The sequence below is a fragment of the Pseudomonas tructae genome (genome assembly GCF_004214895.1).
Taxonomy (GTDB): Bacteria; Pseudomonadota; Gammaproteobacteria; order Pseudomonadales; family Pseudomonadaceae; genus Aquipseudomonas; species Aquipseudomonas tructae.
This window is the reverse complement of sequence record NZ_CP035952.1, coordinates 5105490-5130603: the sequence shown is the minus strand read 5'-3', so window position 1 is coordinate 5130603 and position 25114 is coordinate 5105490. Positions and strand designations below refer to the sequence as shown.

The 25114-nt window shown below is 57.3% G+C and carries 24 protein-coding genes and 1 tRNA gene; 13 read left to right on the top strand and 12 right to left on the bottom strand.

Features of this window, described 5'->3' with window-relative positions:
• Window positions 1-2 precede the first annotated feature (2 nt).
• Complete coding sequence (locus EXN22_RS23425) at window positions 3-1211, bottom strand: type II secretion system F family protein (RefSeq protein ID WP_130266295.1); 1209 nt, start codon at window positions 1209-1211, stop codon at window positions 3-5.
• A gap of 218 nt (window positions 1212-1429) precedes the next feature.
• On the opposite strand from EXN22_RS23425, the gene EXN22_RS23420 reads away from it, so the two are divergent.
• Both EXN22_RS23420 and EXN22_RS23415 read left to right on the top strand, forming a co-directional pair.
• Complete coding sequence (locus tag EXN22_RS23420) at window positions 1430-1840, top strand: pilin (RefSeq protein WP_130266294.1); 411 nt, start codon at window positions 1430-1432, stop codon at window positions 1838-1840.
• Between the two features lie 70 nt (window positions 1841-1910).
• Window positions 1911-1986: transfer RNA gene (locus EXN22_RS23415), tRNA-Thr, on the top strand.
• Between the two features lie 90 nt (window positions 1987-2076).
• On the opposite strand, the gene EXN22_RS23410 is transcribed toward EXN22_RS23415, so the two are convergent.
• Both EXN22_RS23410 and EXN22_RS23405 read right to left on the bottom strand, forming a co-directional pair.
• A protein-coding gene (locus EXN22_RS23410; protein WP_130266293.1) for an IS3 family transposase occupies window positions 2077-3239 on the bottom strand; the annotation gives its coding sequence in 2 pieces (ribosomal slippage) (window positions 2077-2984 and window positions 2984-3239; 1164 coding nt in all).
• A gap of 390 nt (window positions 3240-3629) precedes the next feature.
• Window positions 3630-4805 carry a reverse transcriptase domain-containing protein gene (locus tag EXN22_RS23405; RefSeq protein ID WP_233281664.1) on the bottom strand — a complete coding sequence of 392 codons (1176 nt, stop codon included), beginning with the start codon at window positions 4803-4805 and terminating at the stop codon, window positions 3630-3632.
• 1029 nt (window positions 4806-5834) lie between these two features.
• On the opposite strand from EXN22_RS23405, the gene EXN22_RS23400 reads away from it, so the two are divergent.
• Both EXN22_RS23400 and EXN22_RS23395 read left to right on the top strand, forming a co-directional pair.
• Window positions 5835-7274 carry a reverse transcriptase domain-containing protein gene (locus EXN22_RS23400; RefSeq protein ID WP_165392257.1) on the top strand — a complete coding sequence of 480 codons (1440 nt, stop codon included), beginning with the start codon at window positions 5835-5837 and terminating at the stop codon, window positions 7272-7274.
• 209 nt (window positions 7275-7483) lie between these two features.
• The gene (locus EXN22_RS23395) at window positions 7484-8128 is read left to right on the top strand and encodes an SLATT domain-containing protein (protein ID WP_130266291.1); all 645 of its coding nucleotides are present in this window, start codon (window positions 7484-7486) and stop codon (window positions 8126-8128) included.
• A 603-nt stretch (window positions 8129-8731) separates the two neighbouring features.
• On the opposite strand, the gene EXN22_RS23390 is transcribed toward EXN22_RS23395, so the two are convergent.
• Entirely contained in the window at window positions 8732-9016 is a 285-nt protein-coding gene (locus EXN22_RS23390; RefSeq protein WP_130266290.1) for a hypothetical protein, read from the bottom strand.
• A gap of 1524 nt (window positions 9017-10540) precedes the next feature.
• Between EXN22_RS23390 and EXN22_RS23385 the strand changes: the two genes are divergently transcribed.
• The 3 genes from EXN22_RS23385 (at window position 10541) to EXN22_RS23375 (ending at window position 11858) form a co-directional block, all read left to right on the top strand.
• Window positions 10541-10870: a DHCW motif cupin fold protein gene (locus EXN22_RS23385; RefSeq protein ID WP_130266289.1), complete on the top strand. Its 330-nt coding sequence runs from the start codon at window positions 10541-10543 to the stop codon at window positions 10868-10870.
• A 5-nt stretch (window positions 10871-10875) separates the two neighbouring features.
• Window positions 10876-11319, top strand: a complete 444-nt coding sequence (locus EXN22_RS23380; RefSeq protein WP_130266288.1) for an HIT family protein — start codon at window positions 10876-10878, stop codon at window positions 11317-11319.
• Window positions 11320-11396: 77 nt separating this feature from the next.
• Complete coding sequence (locus tag EXN22_RS23375) at window positions 11397-11858, top strand: NUDIX hydrolase (RefSeq protein WP_130266287.1); 462 nt, start codon at window positions 11397-11399, stop codon at window positions 11856-11858.
• A 186-nt stretch (window positions 11859-12044) separates the two neighbouring features.
• On the opposite strand, the gene EXN22_RS23370 is transcribed toward EXN22_RS23375, so the two are convergent.
• From EXN22_RS23370 to EXN22_RS23355, 4 genes are all read right to left on the bottom strand, one after another.
• Window positions 12045-12341, bottom strand: coding sequence for a DUF3077 domain-containing protein (locus EXN22_RS23370; RefSeq protein ID WP_130266286.1), 297 nt, complete (start codon window positions 12339-12341; stop codon window positions 12045-12047).
• Window positions 12342-12418: 77 nt separating this feature from the next.
• The gene (locus EXN22_RS23365) at window positions 12419-12646 is read right to left on the bottom strand and encodes a hypothetical protein (RefSeq protein ID WP_130266285.1); all 228 of its coding nucleotides are present in this window, start codon (window positions 12644-12646) and stop codon (window positions 12419-12421) included.
• Window positions 12647-13059: 413 nt separating this feature from the next.
• Window positions 13060-14091 carry a nucleotidyl transferase AbiEii/AbiGii toxin family protein gene (locus EXN22_RS23360; RefSeq protein WP_130266284.1) on the bottom strand — a complete coding sequence of 344 codons (1032 nt, stop codon included), beginning with the start codon at window positions 14089-14091 and terminating at the stop codon, window positions 13060-13062.
• A complete protein-coding gene (locus tag EXN22_RS23355; protein WP_130266283.1) occupies window positions 14084-14674 on the bottom strand; it encodes a DUF6088 family protein in 591 nt (196 codons plus the stop codon). Before EXN22_RS23355 ends, EXN22_RS23360 begins: the two co-directional genes overlap by 8 nt.
• Window positions 14675-14861: 187 nt before the next feature.
• On the opposite strand from EXN22_RS23355, the gene EXN22_RS23350 reads away from it, so the two are divergent.
• The 3 genes from EXN22_RS23350 (at window position 14862) to EXN22_RS23340 (ending at window position 18964) form a co-directional block, all read left to right on the top strand.
• A complete protein-coding gene (locus tag EXN22_RS23350; protein WP_165392256.1) occupies window positions 14862-15362 on the top strand; it encodes an RNA polymerase sigma factor in 501 nt (166 codons plus the stop codon).
• On the top strand, window positions 15359-16297 hold the full coding sequence (locus EXN22_RS23345) for a FecR family protein (RefSeq protein WP_130266281.1): 939 nt from the start codon (window positions 15359-15361) through the stop codon (window positions 16295-16297). Before EXN22_RS23350 ends, EXN22_RS23345 begins: the two co-directional genes overlap by 4 nt.
• A 114-nt stretch (window positions 16298-16411) precedes the next feature.
• Complete coding sequence (locus EXN22_RS23340; RefSeq protein WP_130266280.1) at window positions 16412-18964, top strand: TonB-dependent siderophore receptor; 2553 nt, start codon at window positions 16412-16414, stop codon at window positions 18962-18964.
• 117 nt (window positions 18965-19081) lie between these two features.
• On the opposite strand, the gene EXN22_RS23335 is transcribed toward EXN22_RS23340, so the two are convergent.
• Together EXN22_RS23335 and EXN22_RS23330 are read right to left on the bottom strand one after the other, a co-directional pair.
• Window positions 19082-19966, bottom strand: a complete 885-nt coding sequence (locus EXN22_RS23335; RefSeq protein ID WP_130266279.1) for an EamA family transporter — start codon at window positions 19964-19966, stop codon at window positions 19082-19084.
• Window positions 19963-21213, bottom strand: coding sequence for an MFS transporter (locus EXN22_RS23330; protein WP_130266278.1), 1251 nt, complete (start codon window positions 21211-21213; stop codon window positions 19963-19965). The genes EXN22_RS23335 and EXN22_RS23330 overlap by 4 nt, the downstream gene beginning before the upstream one ends.
• Window positions 21214-21325: 112 nt before the next feature.
• Here EXN22_RS23330 and EXN22_RS23325 point away from each other — a divergent pair, with 112 nt between their 5' ends.
• The 3 genes from EXN22_RS23325 (at window position 21326) to EXN22_RS23315 (ending at window position 23095) form a co-directional block, all read left to right on the top strand.
• Window positions 21326-21784 carry a winged helix-turn-helix transcriptional regulator gene (locus EXN22_RS23325; RefSeq protein ID WP_130266277.1) on the top strand — a complete coding sequence of 153 codons (459 nt, stop codon included), beginning with the start codon at window positions 21326-21328 and terminating at the stop codon, window positions 21782-21784.
• A 112-nt stretch (window positions 21785-21896) separates the two neighbouring features.
• Window positions 21897-22499, top strand: coding sequence for a transglycosylase SLT domain-containing protein (locus tag EXN22_RS23320; protein ID WP_130266276.1), 603 nt, complete (start codon window positions 21897-21899; stop codon window positions 22497-22499).
• Window positions 22500-22540: 41 nt separating this feature from the next.
• Window positions 22541-23095 carry a nucleotidyltransferase family protein gene (locus EXN22_RS23315; protein ID WP_130266275.1) on the top strand — a complete coding sequence of 185 codons (555 nt, stop codon included), beginning with the start codon at window positions 22541-22543 and terminating at the stop codon, window positions 23093-23095.
• A gap of 6 nt (window positions 23096-23101) precedes the next feature.
• Here the strand turns inward: EXN22_RS23315 and EXN22_RS23310 are convergent, their stop codons facing one another.
• Entirely contained in the window at window positions 23102-23881 is a 780-nt protein-coding gene (locus EXN22_RS23310; protein WP_130266274.1) for a TatD family hydrolase, read from the bottom strand.
• Between the two features lie 2 nt (window positions 23882-23883).
• Window positions 23884-24879: a catabolite repressor/activator gene (cra, locus tag EXN22_RS23305; RefSeq protein ID WP_130266273.1), complete on the bottom strand. Its 996-nt coding sequence runs from the start codon at window positions 24877-24879 to the stop codon at window positions 23884-23886.
• Between the last annotated feature and the right edge of the window lie 235 nt (window positions 24880-25114).

The window sequence follows — 25114 nt, the reverse complement described above, 5'->3', positions numbered from 1 at the left end:
GGTCAGATCACATTGCCCAGCTGGAAGATTGGCAGGTACATGGCGATCACCAGGCTGCCCACCAGCAGCCCGAGGATCAGCACGATCAAGGGTTCGAGCAGGGCGGTCAGGTTATCGAGCAGGTGGTCGATAGCCTGTTCATAGTGGCTGGCGATCCTGGCGAGCATATCGTCCAGCGTGCCGGCTGTCTCGCCAATGGCGCACATCTGCACCACCAGCGTCGGGAACAAACCGCTGGCGCGCAGTGCCACGTGCAACGCCTGACCACTGGCCAGGTCCTCGCGCACCTTGTGCAGCGCCTGCTCGAACAACGGATTGCCACAGGCCCCGGCAACCGGCCCCAGCGCTTCAACCAACGGCACTCCGGCGGCAAACGAGGTCGACAAGGTGCGGGCAAAGCGGGCGAGGGCGGCATGCTGGAGCAGGCTGCCCAGCACTGGCAGGCGCAGGGCCAAACGCATCAACCACAAGCGAAACCCGGGCTTGCGCCGATAAGCCTGGAGCACCGCGATGGTTACACAGCACAAGCTTATCAACAGCCACCCGAGCTGCGCGCCCAACCACTGCGACAAGCTGATCACCTGCTGGGTGAAGACCGGTAGTTCGGAACCAAAGCCTGCGAACAACGACTGAAAGCGCGGCACCACCTCCAACAGCAACAACGCCGACACCCCAAAGCCCACCAGCAGCACCAGCAGTGGATACGTCATGGCCTTTTTCAGCCGCGCGCGCAGGGCCTGGCGTTGCTCCTGCAGTGCCGCCACCTGGGCCAGGACGGTCTCCAGGCTGCCGGATTGCTCGCCGGCGTCCACCAGGTTGCAGTACAGCCGATCGAAATATTGCGGATGCCGGCGCAAAGCATTGGCCAGGCTGCTGCCGGCGGCGATATCGGCCTTGATCGCCCCCAGCAGGCTGGCCATCGCCGGGTTGGCGCTGCTTTGGGCGACCACCTCCAGCGCCTGCAACAACGCTACCCCGGCCTTGACCAGGGTGGCCAGCTGGCGGCTGAACTGGCTCAAAGCTTTGCCATCCAGTGGCTTGCGCCATTGCCACAATGGCGCGCGCACACTGTCGATGCGCCCCGGGCGAATCCCGCGCTGGCGCAACTGCGCCCTGATCAGTGCCGGGCTGCGCGCGGCGCTCTGGCCATTGACCAAGGCGCCCTGGGCGTTGGTGCCTTGCCAGTGGTACATACGGTTGCTTGCGGTCATCGCGACATCCTTGCTGCGCTGCCTTGCACAAGCCTGGTAACAGCTCCAGGCCCCGAGTGGCGAGCAGTGTTGCCCGCTGCCCACTAGAGTAGTCGAGCGAGGATGACCGAATGACCGTCACGGGGTGACAAAAGGTGTCTGTTCGGGCCTACTGGCGCGCCTGCTGGCGCCGCACCCCTGCGGCCCGGCATGAACCGATTTTGTGAGGGAGAGTGTCCATGCAAGGACAACGCGGTATTACCTTGATCGAACTGATGATCGTCGTGGCGATCATCGGCATTCTGGCGACCATCGCCTTGCCGATTTACACCAACAGCCAGGTACGCACCAAAGCCACGGCGGCCCTGGTCGAAATTTCCGCCCTCAAGACCGCCTTCGACCTGCGCCTGAACGAAGGCAAAGACATCGCCAACGTCGCCGCCCTCGGCGGCCAGGAACGCACCGCCCACTGCAGCATCACCGCCAGCGGCACTGCGGCTACGGGCGTGGGCAGCATCGTCTGCACCCTGATCGACGCCCCGGCCATCGCCACCGACAAAACCCTCACCCTGACCCGCTCCGCCACGGGCTGGGCGTGTACCAGCACCCTCAACGAAGACCTCGCCCCGGCAGGCTGCAAAGCACTCTGAAACACACGCAATTGCTGTTAATAAACAGTGATTTGCGTAAGCGACCCGGCAGTGGTAGCGTTATCGCCACGCCGGTGTAGCTCAGTCGGTAGAGCAGCGCACTCGTAACGCGAAGGTCGCAGGTTCGATTCCTGTCTCCGGCACCAGTCAATAGATTCATGCAGTGCCAAGCAGTCGCATGAAATCCCCCAGAAGCCCGCCTAGTGCGGGCTTTCTGTTTCATGCGGTTGTAGTGGTCAACTCATCCCGGACACGGTTTTGAGTTTTTCTTCAGCTTTCGCCGGAGCCAGTCCATCGTTGAATTGATGGGGTCGGATCCAGTTGTAGTGGTTCATCAGGTATCGGCTAATGTCTCGTTGAGCTTGCTGCCCGGTCAGGTAGCCTGTGGTCGGTATCCACTCTGATTTCAAGCTGCGAAATACTCGCTGCATCGGCGCATTATCCCAGCAGTTGCCCCGGTGGCTCATGCTCTGCCGCATGCGGTAGCGCCACAGTCTCTGGCGGAACTGACGGCTGCCATATTGCGACCCCTGGTCGGAGTGGAACAGCAGCCCTTGAGGCTTTCCGCGTTGTTCGTAAGCCACGTCCAGCGCTTTGACCACGAGGTCTGCGTCCGGCTTTTCTGATAAGGCCCAGCCCACCACTCTGCGTGCATAGAGATCCAGGACAACTGCCAGATAGTGCCATTTGCCCTGCGCCCAAACGTAAGTGATGTCGCCACACCAGACCTGATTTGGCGCTTCGACATCAAACGCTCGGTTCAAGATACTCGGAATATCTGGCCGCTCCACTGTGGCCTTTTTGTACGCATGTGATCCTGGCTGCTTGCTGACCAACGCCAGCTCACGCATCAGGCTGCGTACCTTGAACCTTCCGATTTGCTCACCCTCTTCTTGCATCATTGCCTTGATGCTACGGCTGCCGGGCGCACTTCGCCCTCGCGTGAACAGCTCATTCACTCGACTGCGCAACCGCAGTCGTTCAACGTCCGGAGTTCGCCTTCTATGACGATGTGCGTAGTAACTTGAGCGAGTGACTTCGAACACTTCGCACAAACAATCAACGGGCTCATGGTCGCTGAGCTGGCGGATCAGCGCGTACGCTCGAGATCTTCCGACATCAAGAGCGCGGTAGCCTTTTTTAGTATCGACTTCTCGCGTTCAAGGCGCGTGATCCGAGCTTCCAGCTCTTGGATTTTTTGCTGCTCTGGCGTCAACGCTTTGCTGGCCGGCGTGATGCCGCCGCGCTCTTGCTGAAGCTGATTGACCCACCGGCGCAGGGCCGACTCGACCAAGCCGAGCGAGCGTGCAGCTTCGGCGTGGCTATAGCCTTGGTCGAGCACCAGGCAGGCAGCTTCGCGCTTGAACTCAGGGGTAAAGGTACGGCGTTGCTTGGTCATCAGACACCTCTCTGTGGCGAGCATTCTCGCCTAAATGGGTGTCCGGGGTTAGTAGACCACTACAGTCCGATTAGCTGACTAGCATCACCGCTCGACAGAGGTACGTCTTAATCTTCGCTGATGGTTCCCGCTGAGTAATGGGCACGGGGATAGATGAACACCCTTAAAATGTAGTGTTTCAAGTGTTTCAAGTGTTTCAGGTGTTGCATTCCACCTAAGCTACCGTTTTATATAGAATAAAATTGTGTAACAGCTGTCGATGCTGGTGGTGTAACACTCATGAATAAACTTCCACGGTGTTACAAGCCTGCTTCCTTTTTTTCTGTGGATTTTACCCTTCTGTTCTGGCTAGAAAGAGTAGTCAATTGTCTCGAGAAAATTAGAGGCTATTCAGTTTTGGATTTCCATGAGGAGGCGAACACCCAAGATCCTTCTGCGTGCTGCTCGGTCGGACTTTGCAAGAGCAGCGATCTTTTCTGCTTCAAGCTGAAGAAGTTTGTTTGTAATAAAGTCATCCAGCGCAATCATGCACTGGGAACCAGTGCAGAATGTAAAAGCCCGTCCCCATCCCAAAATTATTTTATCGATACGGTAAAGGGCAGAAGAGTACGAGTACTTTCCGTCGCCATCTTGATATTGTGCGTTATAGCGAAGAGCATGTGAGGCTGCGGAAAACTCTGCGTCCAACTTTTTCCTGAATCGCCTCCGCGTCGCTTCGCTAGGCTGGACAAGACCAGGAGAAATATTGCATCCCAAGAAATCGAACCCCGCATCTGTGGGCCCACGGGAAGCCTTTGTTTTGTCTGTTCGTGGGTCGTAAGCCCCCAACCCAATCCTACCCAGCTCCTTCAGAGATCTATTGAAAGCCTTGTCTACATCACTAAGACTGTCCCCAAGGAGCAGGAAGTCATCGATATAGCGAAGGCACGTAATGCCGTTCGAGTTCATTGCTAGGTCAAAATCGGCCAGGTAGATATTTGCTAGCAACGGGGATAGTGGGGACCCCTGGGCCACGCCCTCAATTCCAATAGGAAAAATTTCGTCTAGGCCCTTTCTTCTGAGGTCGTCGAGATTGGCCAAATCTGTTCTGATTGCTTCCTTAAAAAGCGTGAGAGTAGCCTCACAGTTCAAATGTGGTCGAAGAAGCTCTAGAACGCGGTCTTTATTAATTTTGGTGAAAAATGCGGGGATGTCGGACCGAATATGAAATCGTGCCCCTGAATGCATTGCTTCCCGAGCATCTGCGATGGCCATGGCTACTCGTTTCTCAGGAATACCACCGTAGCTTGTAGGCGTGCCCAGAACTCGCTTAATGAATCGGACACGGCGCTGCAGTACATCTAGCAAGGCACGTTGGACGACACGATTCGGTATGGGAGCCAACACCAATGGCCGGGATTTTCCACTTGGTTTCTTCTGGGCGACGCCAGTCTGCTGGAGAAACTTGAACACCTGCTTGGATAGGGCGCGCTGTATTTCAATCAAAGAGTCGGGGAGACGACTTTCGAATTCTTCAGCCTCCCGCCTGATTTCGTCGGAAGAGGAGAAGTAAGCGCTGCTGCGCACCTTCCTCCAGGCACCGTAGAGAGTCCGTTGGCTGCAAATGTCCTTATATAGCCTACTCACATCCAATCCTTGTGTTGTTGGGCGTCACCAGTTCGCTCCCACCCAACTGCTACAGGGACTCACTACCTACGGGAGACCCAGATACCAGAACGGCTATCTTGGTCGCGACCCGAACAGCGCCCTCCGAAGAGAGATCGCTGCCGTCTGGCAAACTGGGTTCACCGCCGCGTGGCGGCTCGACCAGCAAGCAAACGAAGCAGAGGACAGCTAGGAACAGCCGAGCTGTCGCACATGCCGTATTGGCACGTTTTTGCATGAGAGCATCTTGGCCTCCTGATCGTGTGGGGCACAATAAATCGTACCTTTTTCGGTCCCTCGGTCAAGCGCGCATCACGCGGCCGGACGTCGAGCGCCGCACTCAAAATAAAGCTGCCAACCGCCTGGTGAGCCCAATGAAAGGACAGAGTCGCGGTCGTTAAAGCAGCAGTCGGGCGACACTCACTACCTACGGGAGACCCAGATACCAGAACGGCTATCTTGGTCGCGACCCGAACAGCGCCCTCCGAAGAGAGATCGCTGCCGTCTGGCAAACTGGGTTCACCGCCGCGTGGCGGCTCGACCAGCAAGCAAACGAAGTAACAACACAATAGCCATCTCACGGGTTCCGGGCAATGAGTAATGGCTGCTTTATTTTGAGGGCCCGATTCGAGCCCAGAGCGACATAATGCTGAAAGGTTTAACTGGTAGAAAAGTGGTCGTTCGAGAGGCCTGCGGAACGAGGAATACCTCATAAAACCCAAGTAAGATGATTAAAAACAGCCCTCGCCAGAGCTGTTTGCCTGGCATTTATTTGGCCTGCTGGTAAGCTGCTGCAAGCTTAATGTGCCAACCACTAACCAACATGCCAAACGCACGATGAATTAAAGATAATATAGATAAGTATGTGGGTCGCCATGGCTTGTGCAACCACATCTTAAGTCCAATTGGCAAAAATTGAAAAACCCGCAAATAGCCACGCAAGGAGGAACAATGAAGTTTGTCTGGGATGATATTTTATTTAAGCATGAGAAGCCGGACAGTATTAGCTTGTTCGAACACATGTTTTCCGCCGCTAGTCTACAGGCAGTATTCAACGAGCGCTTCATTAGCAACTCTGCAAAAGGTATTGATCGACTCAATGGCTATCAATTTGCAAGTCGCTCAAATGCAGAGTTAATAATAGCTTCAAATAAATGCTTGGATGGGTCATTTCGTTTCGCCCCCTTTCTTGAAAAGTTGAAGTTAAAGGGCCGCGGAAAGCCCCCAAGAGTTATCGGCGTACCCATCGTTAGAGATAGAGTAATACTTCATCAGCTACAGAAATATCTCGCAGTTATTTTTCCAGAGCGCGTGCCAAAAAACATTGCGAGCACTTATGTTCGACAAATTTCAGATGATATGAAAACGTTGGACCCTTCATCAACTTGGGTCTGCAGCACAGACATAAAAACTTTTTACGACTCCATCCAGCCCGAAAGGCTTAACAAAGAAATCGCCAAAAAAGTAAAGTGCGAAAAAGCGTTAAAATTGATTTCTCATGCACTGAGAACTCCAACAGTACCTAAAAACACAAAGAAAGCACAACGATTCAAATTCCAGCACGCAGAAGGTGTTCCCCAGGGCCTTGCAATATCCAATATCCTTGCATCTATCTACATGCAAGTAATTGATGACGCATTCAAGAATAACTCCGACATAACATACTTCAGATATGTGGACGACGTGTTAATGTACGGCCCTGAGGGATCAATAAAAAAATCATACATATCCCTTAAAAATCGCCTGAACACAAGAGGACTTTCGCTACACAATCTTGCATCCGGAAAAACACACATAGCTCCAATTTCAAGTACATTCGCATATCTTGGATATACTTTTTCCTGGCCAGAGATCACAGTAAGAGATGCAACTATTGAACGATTCCTACAGTCTATTGCCGAAAAGCTAACCGAATACAAACATAACAAACTGAAGCGATTAGAGCGACAAAAGTACCTTACTAAGGATCGCTTGGTAGAGATTTTTTTCATGGAGCTTAACGAAAAAATCACCGGCGCCATTAGCGGTAACAAACGGTATGGTTGGGTTGCATATTTCAATCAGATAACGGATATTTCGCTATTATATAAAATGGATCAAGCCATTCTCGGAATGCTCAAACGAATGCACGAGATAAATGTACAAGCACCTAACACAATCAAGAAGCTAAGTAGGGCGTACTACGAAATGAAATTCAACCCCAAAGGTGGATACGTCAGGAATTATGATGAGATCACCACGTCTGCACAGAAAATAAGTTTTCTGGCAGCCAGAGGTCGAATAGATCCAGAAATCCCACTTACAGATAAGCAGATTGATGAAATATATGATGAATACCTCAAAGCTGTCCTTGCAGCCATGCATTCAGATGAAGGTGAAATTTATTCCTAACCCGTGTACATTAGCATCCGTGAGTGGCGCCTACTGCGCAAGCAGTACCTCTTACCATTCATTGGCAAGAGCGGAAGTGCCCAAAACCTAGCGAAAGCAGGGCCTGACACCTAGTGTTAAACCTTCTCGAGGGCTACTTGGTAGCTGCCCGGGAAGAGGATCTGACTGATCTCTCAGGCGCCACGCACACACACTTTTTGGAAAAGTCAATGCTTGAATATCTGGAAAAACTGCAAACCACCGTCTGGAGAACGTCCGGAGCCAGGTACAACGCTTCTCGTCGCCTAAAGAGAAGGGAGTTGTTTTCCACGATTAGCTTAGCTCTATTCTCTGCAATAAGCATAATTATTGCCGTTGTGCAAAGAATATATTCAACCCCAATACAATGCATTTCCGGCCTAGATAACTTGCTAACTGCAATATCTATATGCATGGGTCTTTTTATTTTGGTATTTACTTTAATGGAGTGGGGCTCGGCAAATGGAGTAAAAGCATATGTGCTTCATAAAAATGCAGAGAATCTAAATGCCCTTCAAAGCAAAATAGGCCATATCATTGCGAAACACAAAGATAACCAAGAAGAAACTATCAGCCATGACGATGTCAACTTATTAAGATTAGATTATGAAGAAATAAAAGGTCAGTGCGCTGAGAACCACACACCGACCGATGATAGATTTTTCTTAACCTCTAAGCGTTTCTCACCAGAATTTAAGTACTTAAATCTAACAAAACAAGAAGCTGGAATAGCTTGGCTGGTATGGAATGCATCGAGCATATGGTACTACGCAGGGCTGTGGGTTATTACAATACTTGTTATGTGGCACGCACTCTCAAAAATTATCCCAGCATAATTTTCATGCCATATCAACAAATCGATTATAGATTCAATCGACAGCTAAAATATTAGACTAGCCGTATGTGCACTTCTTATCTTAACGGTTCAATATAAGATATAAGCCGCTCGGTCATTTGTCCTGCCTGGACATATGAGTATCTTCGTCTTTGATTTTCAATGCGACCCAGTCCGTTGACCATTTTTATTCATGCGAATGAATTGATAGAAACAGTATTTTTGCAACCCACCTTCAGCACATAGTCAAAAATAAAAAGGGGCCTACTGCCCCTATTTAACTCCTGCATTTAAATTTCCGATATTTACCGCCACCCTCCGAGCTGCACTTCTATACGCTGGATTTCTAAATCAATAACATCAATTGACATGGCCTCGACTTTGGTCAGGTTTCTGTAGTTTCCTCTTATTATTTTGATCAAATGTTTAAGATGGAGCCTCCGCGCCCCCAAGCCCTCTAACATTGAGACTGCACCTTCAGCCTTTTTACTCATGTACATATCTCGAAATCTCGTACATCACGTAGGTGATGTCATTAACAGGTAGCGTATAATGCGATTGCATCACGCAATTGTTTCCTTCTGATGCACCCTTATCTAAACTATTACGTCGCTTCGATTTCAACGAACACGTCACCCTGAAAATTTATAATTTGTGTCGGCCCGTATTGGTAGCTGAGCTTCAGCAAATCGCTCCAATCCCAAGCGATAGTGGAGCTCAGTTCGTTACGGATCTTCAAATCATGGAAGGCATTCTGCCCCCAGCCCATGTAACGCTTACCGGCATACAGCTTCGAACCCGTAGCTATCAGCTGCTGAACTGCGGCATCCCAATCCTCCTGAAGCCGCTCGGTGGCCAGACGGACCGCTGATCGTTCTATCTTTTCCAACTCGCGGACAGCCTCTTCAGACTGTAGCCAAGGACGGTGGGGACCCTAGGGGATTGCCTGAGATACGGGGCTGGAAACCCGCGGATCTTTGTTAGCTGCTGGGTAGCCAGCTTAGTGAACTGGTACACCTGGTGAACAGGGGTGAACTGTGCATCATTTTGGACACTGGTCGTGTTAAGCCCTAATGTGTTCGGGCTCGTAACCATCGGCCAGGGGCGTGGAACGGCTGACGGCTTTGATCCAAGAATGACGTTGCAAGGAGAGGAAATGGAGTCCGCACGGGATAGGGTAACGCTGGAAGTTGTAGATGCTGAAGATCTGTGGCTTTTGCCTGAGGTTGATAGGAATGGCTACATTTGCAGAGGATGTGCTCTGACGGTGTATCCAGCCTCCTACTTGAAGACGAATTTGCAGCGTCCCCATTTTCGAAGCCCACCTGGGAAAACGCATTTCCAGGACTGTGATATCGAAGGTGAGGAAAAAGCCGTCGCCAGAGGAAAAAAGGGTTCTGTACGGGACGAGCTACAGACCAGTCCTGCCCTGTCCCCGGCGCGGTTGGTACTCAGGAGTGAGCGACCTGTTGTAGATCCCACCGCTCAGCCGTCGTCGTCGGGGGCAACCCGATCCGTACGGACTGGCACCTCAGGAAATGGAGAAACGCGGCCTCAAGGGCGTAGGTCCGCGCAGAGCATTAGACGTATCTGCCGTGCGTTCATCAATTTTCCATTCGATCGGTCACTCTCTCTGGAGGTTCCAGGAGTCGAGGCCACAACCTACCTGCACGTGTTCAAAAAGCTTCGAGGGGACGGAGTCGAGGATTTGCCTTCCCTGAGGATTTTCTATGGTGAGCTCAGTTGGGGCAGGGCTGAGGCTGCCGAAGACAACCTTCTGATTACCCTTTCAGCTGGTGAGTGGGGCAAGGAGGCCAGCAGGTACGTCCGCCCTTACAAAGTGCAGGTGACTTGGGCAGGTTGGTCTAAGGCAAAGCGGACTATGGTCACCAACGAACTTGATGTCGTTCGGCAGGAGGGCATAGATGCTAAGAAAGGCGGTAGAAAGGATCGGCCCTACATTTTCTTCCTAGGCCGTCAGGACGAGGACGACCCATCCGTTTTCCATGTGGACGACCATCGTTTGATCTGTGCGCTGTTGGCCACAATCACGTATCCACCCCGCGACTAGCGAAGGTACTTTCTTTTTTAGGGATACGTTTAGGGATACATAACAGAATCGGTGATGGTTAGATCAAGTAAAATATGGGTTAAACCACTACTATTCGATTCCTGTCTCCGCACCATCCAGCTGTTCCGATACGTCTCCTCCTGTATACGGAACCCCCTGAAAAGCCCGCCAAGTGCGGGCTTTCTTGTTTCTACCTGTCTCGTTCTGTCTCTAGGCATATACTGTAGTGGTCAAGTCTGGTGCTGGGCTTGCGCTGTATGAGAGAAATCAACTCACTTTGTATCTATCCACCACTGCGCCGCCCCGTTACGGTTTGCACCTTTTGCATAACCTGGGGCAACCATGGAACTCACTGCTATCCCTTTTGGAACAACCGACTGGTCGAAGATCGAGCCCACTGTGCATCCGGGTGAAACCGGTACCGCCTTCTGGCGTACTTGCCAGTTCGGCAACATTCGCGTTCGCTTGGTTGAGTACACGCCGGGTTATCTCGCCGACCATTGGTGCAGCAAGGGCCATATCCTGTTTTGCCTGGAAGGCCAGCTCGACACTGAGCTGGACGATGCTCGTACTTTTACGCTCACCGCCGGCATGAGTTACCAGGTTGGCGATAACGCCGAGGCGCATCGTTCATCGACTGTTGTCGGCGCCAAGTTATTCATCGTGGATTGATACCTATGTCGCTGATCACACAACGCGTGGCACTCGCTCGCAATGGCGAAAATGACAAAGTGATTTGCCGGATGGCTTCAGGCTGGGCGGTGATGGGGGATGTGCAGTTTTTGCAGGGTTATTGCCTGTTGCTGCCCGACCCGGTTGTCCCGAGCCTGAATGATCTGGATAGCGAAGCCCGGGCACTTTATCTGCTCGATATGGCCCGAATCGGGGATGCGGTGTTGCAGGTTACCGGGGCGCTTCGCATGAACTACGAAATTCTCGGTAATTCAGAGCCTGAGCTGCACTGCCATATCTTCCCTCGCTACGCCCACGAACCTGAAGACAAACGCAGAATGCCGGCATGGTTCTACGACTGGAAAACAGCACCGCCCTATGACGAGTCTCTGCACGGTGATTTGCGCAAGCAAATAGCTGAGGTGTTGCAGGCAGCGAATGGTGGCTGACGTGCCGGGCGCTCGCTGCCAAGACATGGCGCTCGCTTGGCAGTATCCTGCGCGGTCTTCCAGGGAGAGGGTTTTACATGCGTGAGAGAAAGTCGGCGCGGTTGCTGGTGATCAGCCCGTCAAACCAGGTGCTGCTGTTTCGTTTCGAGCATGCGGACGGTGCGTTGGCAGGGGAGAGTTGCTGGGCCACCCCAGGTGGCGCGCTGGAGAGCGATGAGACGTTCGAGGCGGCGGCAATCCGTGAGTTGCGAGAGGAGACTGGTATTGTTGTCAGCACTGTCGCGGCACCTGTGGATTGCAGAGAGTTTCCAATGTTGCTGCCCAGTGGCGAAGAGGTGTTCGCCGTTGAGCAGTACTTCGTTGTGCAGGTAGAGCAGCGCGAACTTTCGCGTGCTGAATGGACGGCCCATGAGCTGCAGGTCATGACGGATCACCATTGGTGGTCAGAGCAGGAATTGCGTTCTACGCAGGAGACGGTATGGCCTGAGGGGTTGATTGCAATGCTCGCGGATGCAGGCGTTTTCCAGCGGGCGATTTAATCAGCGGCTTTCGACCCTCGGGTGTGTACGAAAAGTCCAGTGGGAGCGGGCTTGTCCCGCGAAGCAGGCACCGCGATGAATGGCACGGGCTTCGCCCGTGTTCGCGGGTCAAGCCCGCTCCCACTGGGATCTCGCCAGCTTTTAAAAAGCTGTGCAAGACAGTTGCTCCTACAAACATGGGTACGGCTAAAGGTTAGGTTCAGCCATTGCGTGCGCAACATCCTCAACCAATGCCTTGGCCATCCCGCTCAGGTAATGAGCCGCACAAACCATGGTTTCATCTCTTTCGAGCATCGCCAGGTGTGTGAGCTTGCCCACACAGCCGATCAACACAGCCGCTTGCTCCATTGCAAAATCCGCACTATGCCCAGGCTCAACCCGGAACAGTCGTTCAGTGCTCATTCCGCGCTGACCTTCACCGAATACGCCGATGCCTGTTGTTTGCAAACCTGAAGTGCGGCCTTCAATCGAGTTCTCGCTCATCCATACCTCCCACGGCGTGCCGTGCCATCAAGCAACCAGCCTTGCCCGGGCAACGCTGGCGCTCGCTTGAAAGAACCTCAGTGCTTCAACTGCACTTTGCTCAGTGCTACTTCCACCAAGCTGCGGGCATGTTCGATTTCATGCATGGTCGCCAAGGTCAGCACCTGGCCGGGTGGTCTGGTGTGGAGCAATGCCGTTTGTTGGGCAATGGTGAGGGCGCAGACCAGGTACTCGGACGTCTGGACGAGGAGGTCTTCGAGGGATTGGTTGGGGTGATGCGGTGGGTCTGGGACGATCTTGAGCATGCGAACCTCTAGAGTCAGTGAGACTGCTACAGACTTGCTGTCAAACAAGAAGGTGGCAGCTGTACGCGGGTTGACAGACCGAGGACTCTAGAGACTCGGCGCACACGAAGTGCCCCACGTACAGCCGCCATAAAGCGTGCACGTGTTCTAGAGATCTGGAACGGCCTGTCAAAGCCGGTCGTTGAATGTCAACGACTGGCCGAGACTAGAGTGGGCCCAATACCATCGCAATGGTTAACGCGCGGCAAAAGTATGATTGGGAAATGGACTACAGGGAATCAGGAAATCCTGAAGATATCCGCTGTAAAAGTACTGATATTGGCGCCTATTCGTTACAAGTCACTACCAGTACCACAGCAACCATGGAGTGTAACTGCGACTTGGCCCATCCAAAGCGTTGGCTTTGCTGACAATCAGTTCAGCGTGATTGGCGCTGGCGTATGGGCAGCAGTGTTCAGGCGTTCTTCGAGTTCGGCACATGCTGTCATCAGTACGTCGAACGATGGCGGGGTGCTGTCGAACATCCCGCCCTCTAACATTTTGGCGTAATCAGTTTCCAAATGAGCCCTTGCTTCACCGCTCGGTACCAGTCGAAGGTTGCCTGAAACAGCATGGTGGTAGTCCACGTTACTGCCGTCAGCGGCCTTTTCACTAAAGAACCAGGATTTGTGCTCTGCCACCAACGCAGCGATATCTCGACGGTCGATGACTTCTGCGAACCTCTGGCTTTGGACAATGGCGTTGAGGTCGTGCCAATGGCGGGCGAACCGTTCGCTCTTCAACCGCTGCTGTACACAGTACACATGGGCAGCGGTGGCTTTCTCCCAGAAGGTTCGAGCCACGTCCATGACGATGGGGGTTGCCTCGGGAAACAGCACTCCATCTAGTTGGGCTGCAGCCATGTCACAGCAAACATGCTGGCGGCCATGCGGTTCTCCGCTAGAACGCGCCCCAAATTCCAGTAGTACCCTTGGCATGACGTAATCGTTGGCCAGGGTGCATGGTCGATAGTGCAGGTAAAGCTTATCTTCATCCCGGCTCAGCTCTGCCGCCATGTTGTCGGCCCTGAGTGCATCGGACAGTAACGGAACAACGGATTCGTCAATCCAGCCGGGGAGCAGGGCCCGAGCTTTGGATGACCATTTTCTGGCTTGGCTGCTACTGGGTGGAATCTCACTTTCTGCCTCTGGCAGGATTTGCCGAATATCGTAGGTAAGGTCGATATCCTCGGAGAATCGATCAATCAGCCGGTAAACCTTGGAGAGTGAAGTACCGCCCTTGAACGTGAGGTGGTCACCCGCTGGGGCGGAAAAGAGTTTGCCCAGGGTCCAAACAACCCAAAGATCCTTTTCTAACAGGTAGGCTGGACGACCGAGGTTCGAGGATGCCTGCAGCAGTGCCTCTTTTTGGTCTTCTGGAGTCAGGGAGAAGAAGTTTTCAGCCACAGAGAGCCTCGCTACCAATCATTCTGGCCATCCAGGAAGGCAGCACTGCGCGAAACCCCATGAGTTTCGCCCATTCCGCTTCCGGCAGTCGCTTATGCAACTGGTGGATCACGCTTCTGGATTGCGTTTCTCCCAGCCAGGCAAAGGCGCGAACGGCTTCGCCGGCGGCCGAGGCTGAGAGCATCCAGCGTGGAGCGTGATTGATTTGAATCTCGGACTTGCCAAGCCTCAATGTACGGGCACGCCCGCTGGTGAGAAACACCTGGCGCACCGGAACCTGCTGGGTCAAACCCAAACCGTTGGCAGCGCGTGCACCGCTGGATGTTACGGGCTCGCTGGTTTTCTGCGCCAGTGACTGGATGACCTTTTCGGGCTCTGGCGCTCGAGTGCCGAAACGGCTCTTTACCGGGGCGACATACATTCCACGACAGATGCGCAGCAGTTTTCCGCGCCGGGCCAGGCGCGAGAACGCTTGGTCAACGGCTGCACGACTGCCCGCGCTCAGAAACTCTTTGGGCGACAGCACTTCGCCCTCAGGCAAAGACTGACTGCGTTGGAGGATCATTTCTGGAAGCTTTTGCATGGCGGTACGCACTGGGTTTGATACTGTGTCAGAAACTTATCATAGTTTCTGACAGTTGTTCAAATAATCGCCAGGCGCTTCTCCATCCACAAGCTACCTGCGCCCCACTCCAGTCGCTATTGAGAATATTTACTATTTGATGCTACTGTGCCGACCCCTTTTGCGCGCAGTTCAGGATGCTTGGCGAATGTCGCGGGATCGTGAACATCTTTTGGCTACCTTCATGGAAAACCGCGAAGCGCTGCAGGCTTACCTGGTGCGCCAGTTCGGCAATGCCAACGTGGCCGAAGACCTGGCCCAGGAGACCTGGCTGCGGGTCGCCAGCCGCAAGCTGGGCGAGCAGATCGGCAATCCGCGCGCGTATATCTTTCGCATCGCCCGTAACCTGGGCATGGACCTGCGCCGCCGCGAGGCGCTGGGCATCGAGGTGCAGGCCGACCCGGTGGTGGTCGAGCTGGTCGCTGACGCCAGGGTCGATCCGCTGCGTGAAGCCGAGATGAGCCGTGAGCTGCAGCGCCTGATGCAGGTGGTGGCCGAGCTGCCGGCACGCTGTCGCGAAGTGTTCCTGTTGTGCCGGGTTGAAGGCCTGGATCACCAGCAGGTTGCCGAGCGCTTGAACATTTCCAAGAGCACGGTGGTCTCGCAGATGGTCAAGGCCATGCAGCGCATCGAGAAAGCAATGCAATGACCGAATCCGACTCGCAGACTCCCCTGGACCAGGCGCTGGAATGGTGCGTGCGCCTGCAGGACGCCGGCGTCAGCGAGGCCGAGCGCGAGGCGTTTGCCCGCTGGCTTGGCGCCGATCGCCGCCATCCGCTGGCCTGGCAGCGCGCGCAGCAGGTGTGGCAGGCATCAGGGGCGGCGGGCCAGGCCTATGTCGCCACGCGCAGCGCGCCGCGGCGCCGTTCATCCCGGCGGCGCTGGGCAGGCCTTGCGAGCGCCGCCGCGGTCCTCATGGCGCTGGCCGTATTCACGCTGTCGCCAGCGCGCTGGGCGGATTACCGCACCGAGGTGGCCCAGGTGCGCAGCTGGACGCTGGAAGACGGCTCGACCGTGCAACTGGCGCCGCAGTCGGCGCTGGATGTGCGTTTCAGCGAAGGTGAGCGGCGCATTCATCTGTACCGGGGCGAGGCCTGGTTCAAGGTGGCCAGCAACCCGGCCCGGCCGTTCGTTGTTGAGGCTGCGCAAGGCTCTGTGCGTGCGCTGGGTACCGCCTTCGATGTGCGCCTGGCGGGCAATGGCGCCGAGGTGACGGTGACCGAGCATGCGGTGCGGGTCAGCCAGGCCGGGCAGCAGGCCGAAGCGCGCGAGGGGCAGGCGCTGCACTACGACGCCCGCGGTATTGGCCCGCTGCGCAGTGTTGACCTTAACCAGCAACTGGCCTGGCGCGAGCAGCGCCTGGCCTTTCGTGACGAGCCGCTGGCACAGGTACTAGAACGGCTGCAGCCGTACTCGCGCGCGCAGTTGCTGCTGAGCGACGCGAGCCTGGGCCAGCTGCGGGTAACGGCTGCCGTGCAGGCGCGCGAGGTCGATGGGGCGCTGCAAAGCCTGCAGGTCATCCTGCCGATTCGGGTCACCCGCATTGGCCCCTGGTTGACGCTGGTACGGGCCCGGGCGCAGTGATGGAAAATAATTTCACTTAGCCCGTCGTTGTCTTTGCTCACTGGTCCGTCATAAGTCTTGATCGCAAACGCGAATGAGTTGCGAATACTGCCATCACGACGGATTAGAGATCGAATGCCCACGCCTTTCGCACGTCCCCACCCGAGTCGTCCTTGCGCCATGCGCCTCAAGCCCCTGCTGCTGGCCAGCGCCATTGGCTGCGTGTCTGCCCTCGGTGCCTGGCCACAGGCCCAGGCCGCCAGCAGCAGTCAGGCGCAGACCCGCACCTACGCGATCGGCGCCCAGCCGCTGGAAAGTGCGATCCTGCAATGGTCGGCCAGCAGCGGCATTCAGCTGTTCGTCGATGGCGCGCTGACCCGCGGCAAGACCAGCAGCGCCGTGCACGGCGAGTACACCGCCAGCGCCGCGCTGCAGCAACTGCTGGCAGGCACCGGCTTGAGCTTCGTACTTGCCGAGGGCAATCGCGCCTACCTGCAGCAACGGAGTGATGGCGAGGCCGCCGTAGAGTTGGGGGCCACCACCATTCAGGGCCAGGGCCTGGGTGCGCTCAGCGAGAACAGCGGTTCATACATCACCGGTGCCACCAGCGTCGGCAGCAAGGTTGCGCAATCGCTCAAAGAGGTGCCGCACTCGGTGTCGGTGGTGACGCGCCAGCGCATCGAGGACCAGAACCTCACCACCCTGACCGACGCGCTGGACAAGACCACCGGGGTCACCCTGCAGAAGAACGGCGCCTCCGGTTCGTCGCTGGGCAACGATACCAACTTCTTCTCCCGCGGCTTCGCGGTGTCGAACATCCAGTTCGACGGCGGCGCGCCGATGGACACCTCGATCTCCGGCTACGGGTCGATCAGCCAGCTGGACCTGGCCCAATACGACCACGTGGAGTTTCTGCGCGGTGTCGACGGCCTGTACTCGGGCAGCGGCAACCCCGGCGGCACCATCAACCTGGTGCGCAAGCGCGCCCTGGACCACAACCAGCTGAAGTTCTCCGCCTCTGCTGGCAGCTGGGACACCTACCGCAGCGAGCTCGATGTCACCGGCCCGCTCAATGACGCCGGCAACGTCCGCGGCAGGGCAGGGATGGCCTATCAGGACAACAGGTTCTTCTACGATGTGGCCAACATGGAAAAGCACCTGTACTACGGCTCGCTCGAGTTCGACCTGAGCCCGGACACCCTGCTCACCGTTGGCGCCAGCTACCAGGAGAATGAAGGTATCCCCAACTTCGGCGGCCTGCCGCGTTACAAGAACGGTGATGATATCGGCCTGTCGCACGACACCGCCTACCTTGCCTCCTGGGGCTCGGTCCAGGAAAAAACCAGGCAGGCGTACCTCAAGCTTGACCACAACTTCAACGAAGACTGGCTGTGGACCACCGACCTGACCTGGATGGACATGGACCGCGACGGCAACTCGCTGTTCGCCAACGGCGCGGTAGACCCGATCACCCACAAGGGCACGACCTGGTTGAACTACCCGGCCAAGACCGGCCTTGAGCGCAAGGGCATAAACAGCTACCTCAAGGGCGGCTTCGAGCTGTTCGACCTGCACCACGACGTGCTGGTGGGGGCTGATTACTCCACCGCCGATGGCTACACGGTGCAGCGCTGGGGCCTGCTCAACGGCACTGCGCTCGATATCTTCAACCCGGTGCAGCCGCTCGACCCGGGCAGCACGCCGAACAAGACCGACGACAACACCACCGAAAAGTACGGCTACTACGGCATGACCCGGCTGTCGTTGAACGAGCGCACCAAGTTGATCCTGGGCGCCCGGGTGTCTACTTACAAGTACCGCGACCTGGAAGTGTTCTTCGACGACTTCGGCAATGTCCTGGAGGACCCGGCGCCCTACAAACGCCGGTTCAAGGAACAGGGCGTGACCACACCCTATGCCGGCCTGATCTACGACCTGACGCCGAACTGGAGCACCTACGTCAGCTATGCCGAGACGTACAAGCCGCAGTTCCTGCAAGTGGCCTATCCGAACCAGGCACTGGATGCCGCCACCGCGAAAAACTACGAGGTGGGCCTCAAGGGCCTGCTGTTCGACGACAAGGTCAACACCAGCTTCGCCATCTACCGTATCGAGCAGCAAGGCGCGGCCATTGCCGATCCGCGCTACCCGCAGACCTACGGGGCCAACAACTGCTGCTTCCTGAGCCAGGGTGAGGTCGTCAGCGAAGGCTTTGATGCTGAAATCAGCGGTGAGCTGCTTACCGGCCTCGACCTGTTTGCCGGCTACACCTACAACCACACCGTCGACAAGGCCAACGATGAGACGCGCGCCATCTACTCGGCGGTGACCCCCAAGCACCTGTTCAAGCTCTGGGGTACCTACCGCTTGCCGGGTGATCTGGAGAAATGGAAAGTCGGCCTGGGTGTCACTGCCCAGAGCAACAATGGCCGCAGCGGCACGGTGAACCCCTACAACCCGTCTACCGGCCGTTACGACGGCGATGCCGAAGCATTCACCTTCAACCAGGCGGGTTATGCCATCTGGGCCTCGAGCCTGGAGTACCAGATCGACAAGCACTGGTCGGCAATCGCCAACGCCAACAACCTCTTCGACAAGAAGTACTACCAGACCGTCGGCACCTCGGCCAATGGCAACTTCTATGGCGAACCGCGCAATTTCACCCTGACTGTGCGCGCTACCTATTGACTACGAGCGAGCTTTTTAAAAGCTGGCGAGATCCCTGTGGGAGCGGGCTTGCCCCGCGATACGATCTGGCTGACAGAACGCTATCGCGGGGCAAGCCCGCTCCCACCGGGTCCTGTTTCAATGCTTCCACTTGATCAGCACAGCAACAATGCGCTGCCCATACAGGCCGACAGCCAGCCCCGAGACGATCAGCACCACGGCGAGGATTTTGTTGGGTGACAGGCTTTCGTTGAAGATCAGCAGCGAACCCAGCAGCCCGAACACCGGCACCAGTAACGACAAGGGCGCGACGGTGGACACTGGGTAGCGTTTGAGCAGTGAGTTCCACACCCAGTAGCCGAACAAGGTGTTGGGGTACACCTGGAACAGGATCGACAGCACGGCGCGGTAGTCGAGCTGGTGGACCAGGGCGCTGTAACCGGCCGCGCCGTTCACGGCGTAGTCGAGGGCAAACAAGGGAATGGGCGAAAAGGCGCTGGACCACACCAGAAACGCGAACACCTGGGTGGTCCTGGCTTTTTTGATGATCACGTTGGCCACGCTCCAGGCCAGGGCCCCCAGCAGCACCAGGGCCAGGCCGAGGAGGGTGACGGTGCCGTCGACGATGGAGAGGATGCTCAGCAGGCCACCCAGGGCGATGCCCATGCCTGCCAGTTGGTAGCGGGTCAGCGCTTCCTTGAACAGCCACGCGCCGAGCAGGAGGGTGAAGAACGCACTGAACTGCAGCACCAGCGATGCAATGCCGGCAGACAGACCCGACTGGATGCCCAGGTTGACCACACCCCATAGGCCGATGCCGAAGACCAGCCCGTAACCGATGAGGTAGCGCCATGGCACATCAGGTTTGGCGATGAACAAGATCGCCGGCAGGGCGCACAGGGTGAAGCGAATGCCGGCGAGTATCAGCGGGTCGACGCTGGTGAGCCCCAGTTTGATCACCGAGAAGTTCACGCCCCAGATGGCGGTGATAAAGATCGCAAGTAGCAGGTGGCGGGTTTTCATCGGCGGCTTCCTTGACCGGGTGTAGTGGCATGCATCGAGAGTAACCACAGCAGCAAGGCTGTCGCGCTGATCAACGCCCCCAGCAAGCTGACCGCATTCCAGCCCCACAGCGCATAAACCTGGGTCGCGGCCGCGGCGCCCAATGCGCTGCCCACCGAGTAGAAGCACATGTAGGCGCCGACCATGCGGCTTTGGGCATCGGGCCGCGCGGCAAAGATCAGGCTCTGGTTGGTTACGTGCACCGCTTGTACCGCGAAGTCGAGGGCGATGACCCCGAACACCAGGGCGAGCAGCGAGCTCTGGGCATAGCTGATGGGCAGCCACGACAGGGTCAGGAGCAGCAGTGAAATGCCTGTCACCCGTTGCCCCAAGCCCTGGTCGGCCCAGCGCCCGGAACGTCTGGCCGCCAGCGCCCCGGCGACGCCGGCCAGGCCGAACAGGCCGATGGCGGTGTGCGAAAGCGACAGGGGCGGGGCGCTCAAGGGCAGGACCATGGCGGTCCACAGCACAGAAAAAGCAGCAAAGATCAGCAAGGCCAGCAGGCCCCTGAGGCGCAACACAGGTTCGGTGAGGTACAGCATGAACAGCGAGCGTATCAGCGCCGGGTAGCGGTGTTGGCGGAGTGGTGATTCAGCTGCAGGAAGCACTTTGCAGAACACCGCAGCGATGACCAGCATCAACCCGGCCGACACGAAATACACCGCCCGCCAGCCCGCCAGGTCGGCGATCAGCCCGGAGGTAAAGCGCGCCAGCAATATGCCCAGGACAATCCCACTGGTCACGCTGCCAACCGCTTGCCCACGTTGCGACGGCGTTGCCAGCACGGCGGCATAGGCCACCAGCACTTGCACCACCACGGCCAGCAGGCCGACGGTGACCATCGCGCTCAACAGGGTCAGCCACTGCTGCGCGGCGCCAACCGCCGCCAAGGCCAGTGCCGACAACAGCACCTGGGTCAGCACCAGCCACTTGCGGTTCAGCAAGTCGCCCAGCGGCACGATGAACAGCAAGCCGATGGCGTAACCCACCTGGGTCGCCGTCACCACCACGCCGATCATCGAGGCGTCCACGTTCAGGCTGTGGGCCATGGAATCGAGCAGGGGTTGGGCGAAGTAGACGTTGGCGACGGCCAGCGCACAGGTGATCGAGAGCAACAACGTGAGGGAGGGCGAAAGCCCTGGGGCGCGCGCTGCAGTGCGCCCATGCCCGGGCAACGCTTGGGCGGCTGACTCGGCATCTGCTGTCATGTGAGCCTCTGTGGGTTAAACTGGTTTCAATTAAAAACTTGTTTCGATTGTTGTCGAATAAGGTTTCAAATTGCAACCAGATTTCGCCGTCGTCATTCAAGAGGTCCATAGCATGGTGGCAGACACTGCAGCGCAAAACCGCGAATGCCCGGTGGCAAGAGCATTGGAGGTCATTGGCGATCGTTGGTCGTTGATGATCGTTCGCGACGCATTTGACGATATTCGCCGCTTCAGCGAATTCCAGAAGAGCCTCGGGGTGGCCAAGAATATTCTCGCCTCTCGGCTCAAGGCTCTGGTTGAAGTGGGGGTGTTCGATGTGCAGCCGGCGTCCGATGGCAGCGCCTACAAGGAATACGTTTTGACGGACAAAGGCCGTGAAATTTTCCCGCTGGTGATCAGCCTGCGTCAGTGGGGCGAGCGCTACCTGTTCGAGCACGGCGAGACGCGCTCGCAGCTGTTGGACAACGCCTGCGGCCAGCCGCTGATGCCGCTCCAGGTGCGCGCCTCAAGCGGGCAAGTGCTGGGGCCGGCTGATTGCCACCGGGTTCGGCTGGTAGACGGGAAAGGCTGAGCCGGCCATTGCGGTTCAATCCATCGTAAGATGGCAGCGCAGCCTGGCCGGTTCAGGTGCTGCGTTATAGACGAAGGGCACTTGAAGCCCTCTTTTTTTGCTGGGGCGATGGATGAAACAAAGGCGAGTGTGGGCGCTGATGCTGGCGGTGGGGATTTTGGCCGGGTGTGCTACCGCGCCGCCACGGGATCAGAACAATCTGTGCAACATCTACCGTGAGTACCCGGACTGGTACGAAGATTCGCTGAAGATGCAGCAGCAGTTCGGCACGCCGCAACATGTGGCCATGGCGATCATGAAGCAGGAAAGCAGCTTCGTTTCCGATGCACTGCCGCCCCGTGACTACCTGCTGTGGGTCATCCCATGGGGGCGAGTGAGTTCGGCCTACGGTTATGCACAGGCCCAGGACCCGGTCTGGGGCGAGTACAAGAGCGGTACCGGCAACGGTGGCTCGCGGGATAACTTCGATGACGCGGTCATGTTCATTGGCTGGTACACCGCCGGCACCCAGCGCCAGTTGGGGATTTCCAAGTGGGATGTGTACAACCAGTACCTGGCCTACCACGAAGGGCGCGGCGGTTTCAGTCGTGGGACTTATCGCAGCAAGCCGTGGCTGATGCAGGTGGCGCGCAAGGTGGAGGCGCAGTCCCGAGTCTACGGTGCCCAGCTCAAGGTGTGTCGCCAGGAGCTGGAGGATGATCGCGGCTGGTTCTAGTTGGCTGATGGGATCAGTCGGTATTTCAGCAAGGAAGCGCTATGAACCATGAAGCACGGGTACAGCAAATTATCTCGGCCGATACGCGCAGGTGGCAGCTGCTCGATGTGGTCCGGCGCCTGGAACTTCCGGACTGTTGGATTGGTGCCGGATTTGTGCGCAATGCGGTATGGGACCACCTGCACGACCGCAGGCCGTCACCGCTTACAGGGGATGTAGATGTCATCTGGTTTGATCCCGGCCGTGCCGACCCTGACGAAGACCAACGTCTGGAAGCGACATTGCGCACGTTGGCCCCCGGCATCGACTGGTCGGTAAAAAACCAGGCGCGTATGCACAGCCGCAACGGCGATGCGCCCTACGGTTCATCAGCCCAAGCGATGTCCTTCTGGTGCGAAACGGCCACAGCCGTTGCGGTACGGCGCACCGCAGCAGGGGGGTGTGAAGTGTCGGCGCCTTTGGGGCTTGATGATCTGTTCGGGCTGTTGCTCAGGCCGAGCCGGCGTTTTGTGGTGGAGAAGCGGCAGATCTATGAGGAGCGGATTGCGGCCAAGGCATGGTTAAGCAAATGGCCCAGGTTGCGCTGTATTGGCTGACAGGGATTACGCCCAGCCAAACAACGCACAGGCATTGCCCGTACTCACCTCTGCCAGCCGTTCAACCTCGATCCCCATGATCGTAGCCAGCGCCTGGGCAATCTGCGGCAGATGCGCCGGGCTGTTGCGCACGCCCGGGAACATCACCGGCGCCATGTCCGGCGCATCCGTCTCCAGCACCACGCTATCGAGCGGCAGCTGAGGCAGCACCTTGTGCAGGCGCAGGGCCTGGGGCCAGGTTGCGGCGCCGCCGAGGCCAAGCTTGAACCCCAGTTTGTGATATTCGCGCGCCTCTTCGACGCTGCCGGCAAAGGCATGGATGATGCCGCCGCGCTTGAGCTTGTAGCGCTTGAGCGTGGCAATCACCCTGGCATGGCTGCGGCGCACGTGCAGCAGGGCGGGCAGGTTGAAGTCCACGGCCAGTTGCAACTGGGCTTCGAACAGCGCCTGCTGGCGTTCGCGGTCGAGCTCGGGCAGGTAGTAGTCCAGGCCGAATTCACCCACGGCGCACAGCTGGCGCTCGCCCTGCATGCGGGTCAGCCAATCGCGCAATTCTTCCAGATGCTCCGGGCGGTGCTGCTCGAGGTAGACCGGGTGCAGGCCGAACGCGGCGTACAGCTGGGCGTCGCTGCGCACCAGGTCCCAGACCCGCTGCCAGTTATCCTGATACACCCCCAGCACCACCATGCGTTCGACGCCGCCCGCCCGGGCATTGGCCAGCAGGGCCGGGCGGTCGGGGTCGAAGTCTGGAAAATCCAGATGGGTGTGGGTGTCGATCAGGCGCATGCTCAGGCCGGGAAGAGTCGCTGTTTGAAGGTTCGCCCAATGGCATGCACGCCGGGTTGGTACTGCTTCTGCTCGACGGCGGCGAGGGCCAGTTTGAGTGCGGTTTCGGCGATCAGGCCGTGCTGCTGGGCCATGGCGTTGACCGGCAGCGGCAGAAAGTCGAGCAACTGGTTATCACCGAAGGTGCCCAGTTGCAGGCTGCGCGAGTCGGCCGGGCGTGCCTGCAGCACGTCGAACACGCCTTGCAGCAACACATAGGACGTGGTCACCAGGGCGTCGGGCAGGCGGCCCAGTTCGTCGATCAACTGGTTCATCAGGCGCTGGCCGCACTCGCGGCTGAAGGCTTCGCCCTGCAGGCGGCTGACCTTGCCGCTGAAGCCTTCCAGGGCCTGGTCAAAACCGCCGGCACGGGCCTGGCTGACACTCAGCTCCGGGCGGGCACCGATCAGGGCGATATGCGCGGGCTGGGTGGCCAGCAAGCTGCGGGTCAATTGCTGGCTGGCGTTACGGTCGTCGCTGACGATCGAACAGAAGTGCGCCGGGTCCAGGCTGCGGTCGATGGCGATGATCGGCAGGCCCTTGGCTTGCAGTTCGCGGTAGCTGTCGTCTTCGGGGGGCAGGCAGCTGGCGACGAACAGCGCATCGCAACGGCGGGCGCGGAACAGTTGCTGCAACTGACGCTCGCTCTCGGGCTGGTCGTCGCTGCTGGCGATCAGCAGTTGGTAACCCTGGGCGCGGGCGCGTTGCTCCAGTTGCTTGGCAATGCGTGCGTAGCTGGGGTTTTCCAGGTCGGGGAGGATAAAGCCCAGGGTACGCGTGTGCCGGCTGCGCAAACCGGCAGCCTGGGGGTTGGGGGTGAAGCCATGGGCTTCGACCACCGCCCGCACCCGCTCGACAGTGCTGTTGCTGATGCGTTGCTGTTCGGCCTTGCCATTGATGACGTAACTGGCCGTGGTCACGGACACACCGGCCAGACGTGCGATATCGCTGAGTTTCACCGCATTTTCCTTGTTATTACCGAGGCTGGCTGCAAAGCCTGACCGGGTATTGTCGCCGATCCGGTGAGGAAGGCGCAGACGACCATTGTCGCAATTGTCCTACAAGATGGGCAATGTTGTTCACAGTAGGTGCACCTGTGGGAGCGGGCTTGACCCGCGATAAGGCCAGCAGTCAGCAATACGACAAGCAGGGCTTCATAGATCGCACATTATCGAGTAACGTGCTCATGAATCT

What these genes read in the sequence shown, in the direction of transcription:
- EXN22_RS23370 (WP_130266286.1), bottom strand. Translation starts at nt 12,341, where the DNA reads ATGAGCGAGAACTCGATTGAAGGCCGCACTTCAGGTTTGCAAACAACA.
- EXN22_RS23425 (WP_130266295.1), bottom strand. Translation starts at nt 1,211, where the DNA reads ATGACCGCAAGCAACCGTATGTACCACTGGCAAGGCACCAACGCCCAG.
- EXN22_RS23325 (WP_130266277.1), top strand. Translation starts at nt 21,326, where the DNA reads ATGGTGGCAGACACTGCAGCGCAAAACCGCGAATGCCCGGTGGCAAGA.
- EXN22_RS23340 (WP_130266280.1), top strand. Translation starts at nt 16,412, where the DNA reads ATGCCCACGCCTTTCGCACGTCCCCACCCGAGTCGTCCTTGCGCCATG.
- EXN22_RS23330 (WP_130266278.1), bottom strand. Translation starts at nt 21,213, where the DNA reads ATGACAGCAGATGCCGAGTCAGCCGCCCAAGCGTTGCCCGGGCATGGG.
- EXN22_RS23350 (WP_165392256.1), top strand. Translation starts at nt 14,862, where the DNA reads ATGTCGCGGGATCGTGAACATCTTTTGGCTACCTTCATGGAAAACCGC.
- EXN22_RS23380 (WP_130266288.1), top strand. Translation starts at nt 10,876, where the DNA reads ATGTCGCTGATCACACAACGCGTGGCACTCGCTCGCAATGGCGAAAAT.
- EXN22_RS23310 (WP_130266274.1), bottom strand. Translation starts at nt 23,881, where the DNA reads ATGCGCCTGATCGACACCCACACCCATCTGGATTTTCCAGACTTCGAC.
- EXN22_RS23345 (WP_130266281.1), top strand. Translation starts at nt 15,359, where the DNA reads ATGACCGAATCCGACTCGCAGACTCCCCTGGACCAGGCGCTGGAATGG.
- EXN22_RS23395 (WP_130266291.1), top strand. Translation starts at nt 7,484, where the DNA reads ATGCTTGAATATCTGGAAAAACTGCAAACCACCGTCTGGAGAACGTCC.
- EXN22_RS23400 (WP_165392257.1), top strand. Translation starts at nt 5,835, where the DNA reads ATGAAGTTTGTCTGGGATGATATTTTATTTAAGCATGAGAAGCCGGAC.
- EXN22_RS23355 (WP_130266283.1), bottom strand. Translation starts at nt 14,674, where the DNA reads ATGCAAAAGCTTCCAGAAATGATCCTCCAACGCAGTCAGTCTTTGCCT.
- EXN22_RS23315 (WP_130266275.1), top strand. Translation starts at nt 22,541, where the DNA reads ATGAACCATGAAGCACGGGTACAGCAAATTATCTCGGCCGATACGCGC.
- EXN22_RS23335 (WP_130266279.1), bottom strand. Translation starts at nt 19,966, where the DNA reads ATGAAAACCCGCCACCTGCTACTTGCGATCTTTATCACCGCCATCTGG.
- EXN22_RS23320 (WP_130266276.1), top strand. Translation starts at nt 21,897, where the DNA reads ATGAAACAAAGGCGAGTGTGGGCGCTGATGCTGGCGGTGGGGATTTTG.
- EXN22_RS23385 (WP_130266289.1), top strand. Translation starts at nt 10,541, where the DNA reads ATGGAACTCACTGCTATCCCTTTTGGAACAACCGACTGGTCGAAGATC.
- EXN22_RS23375 (WP_130266287.1), top strand. Translation starts at nt 11,397, where the DNA reads ATGCGTGAGAGAAAGTCGGCGCGGTTGCTGGTGATCAGCCCGTCAAAC.
- EXN22_RS23365 (WP_130266285.1), bottom strand. Translation starts at nt 12,646, where the DNA reads ATGCTCAAGATCGTCCCAGACCCACCGCATCACCCCAACCAATCCCTC.
- EXN22_RS23420 (WP_130266294.1), top strand. Translation starts at nt 1,430, where the DNA reads ATGCAAGGACAACGCGGTATTACCTTGATCGAACTGATGATCGTCGTG.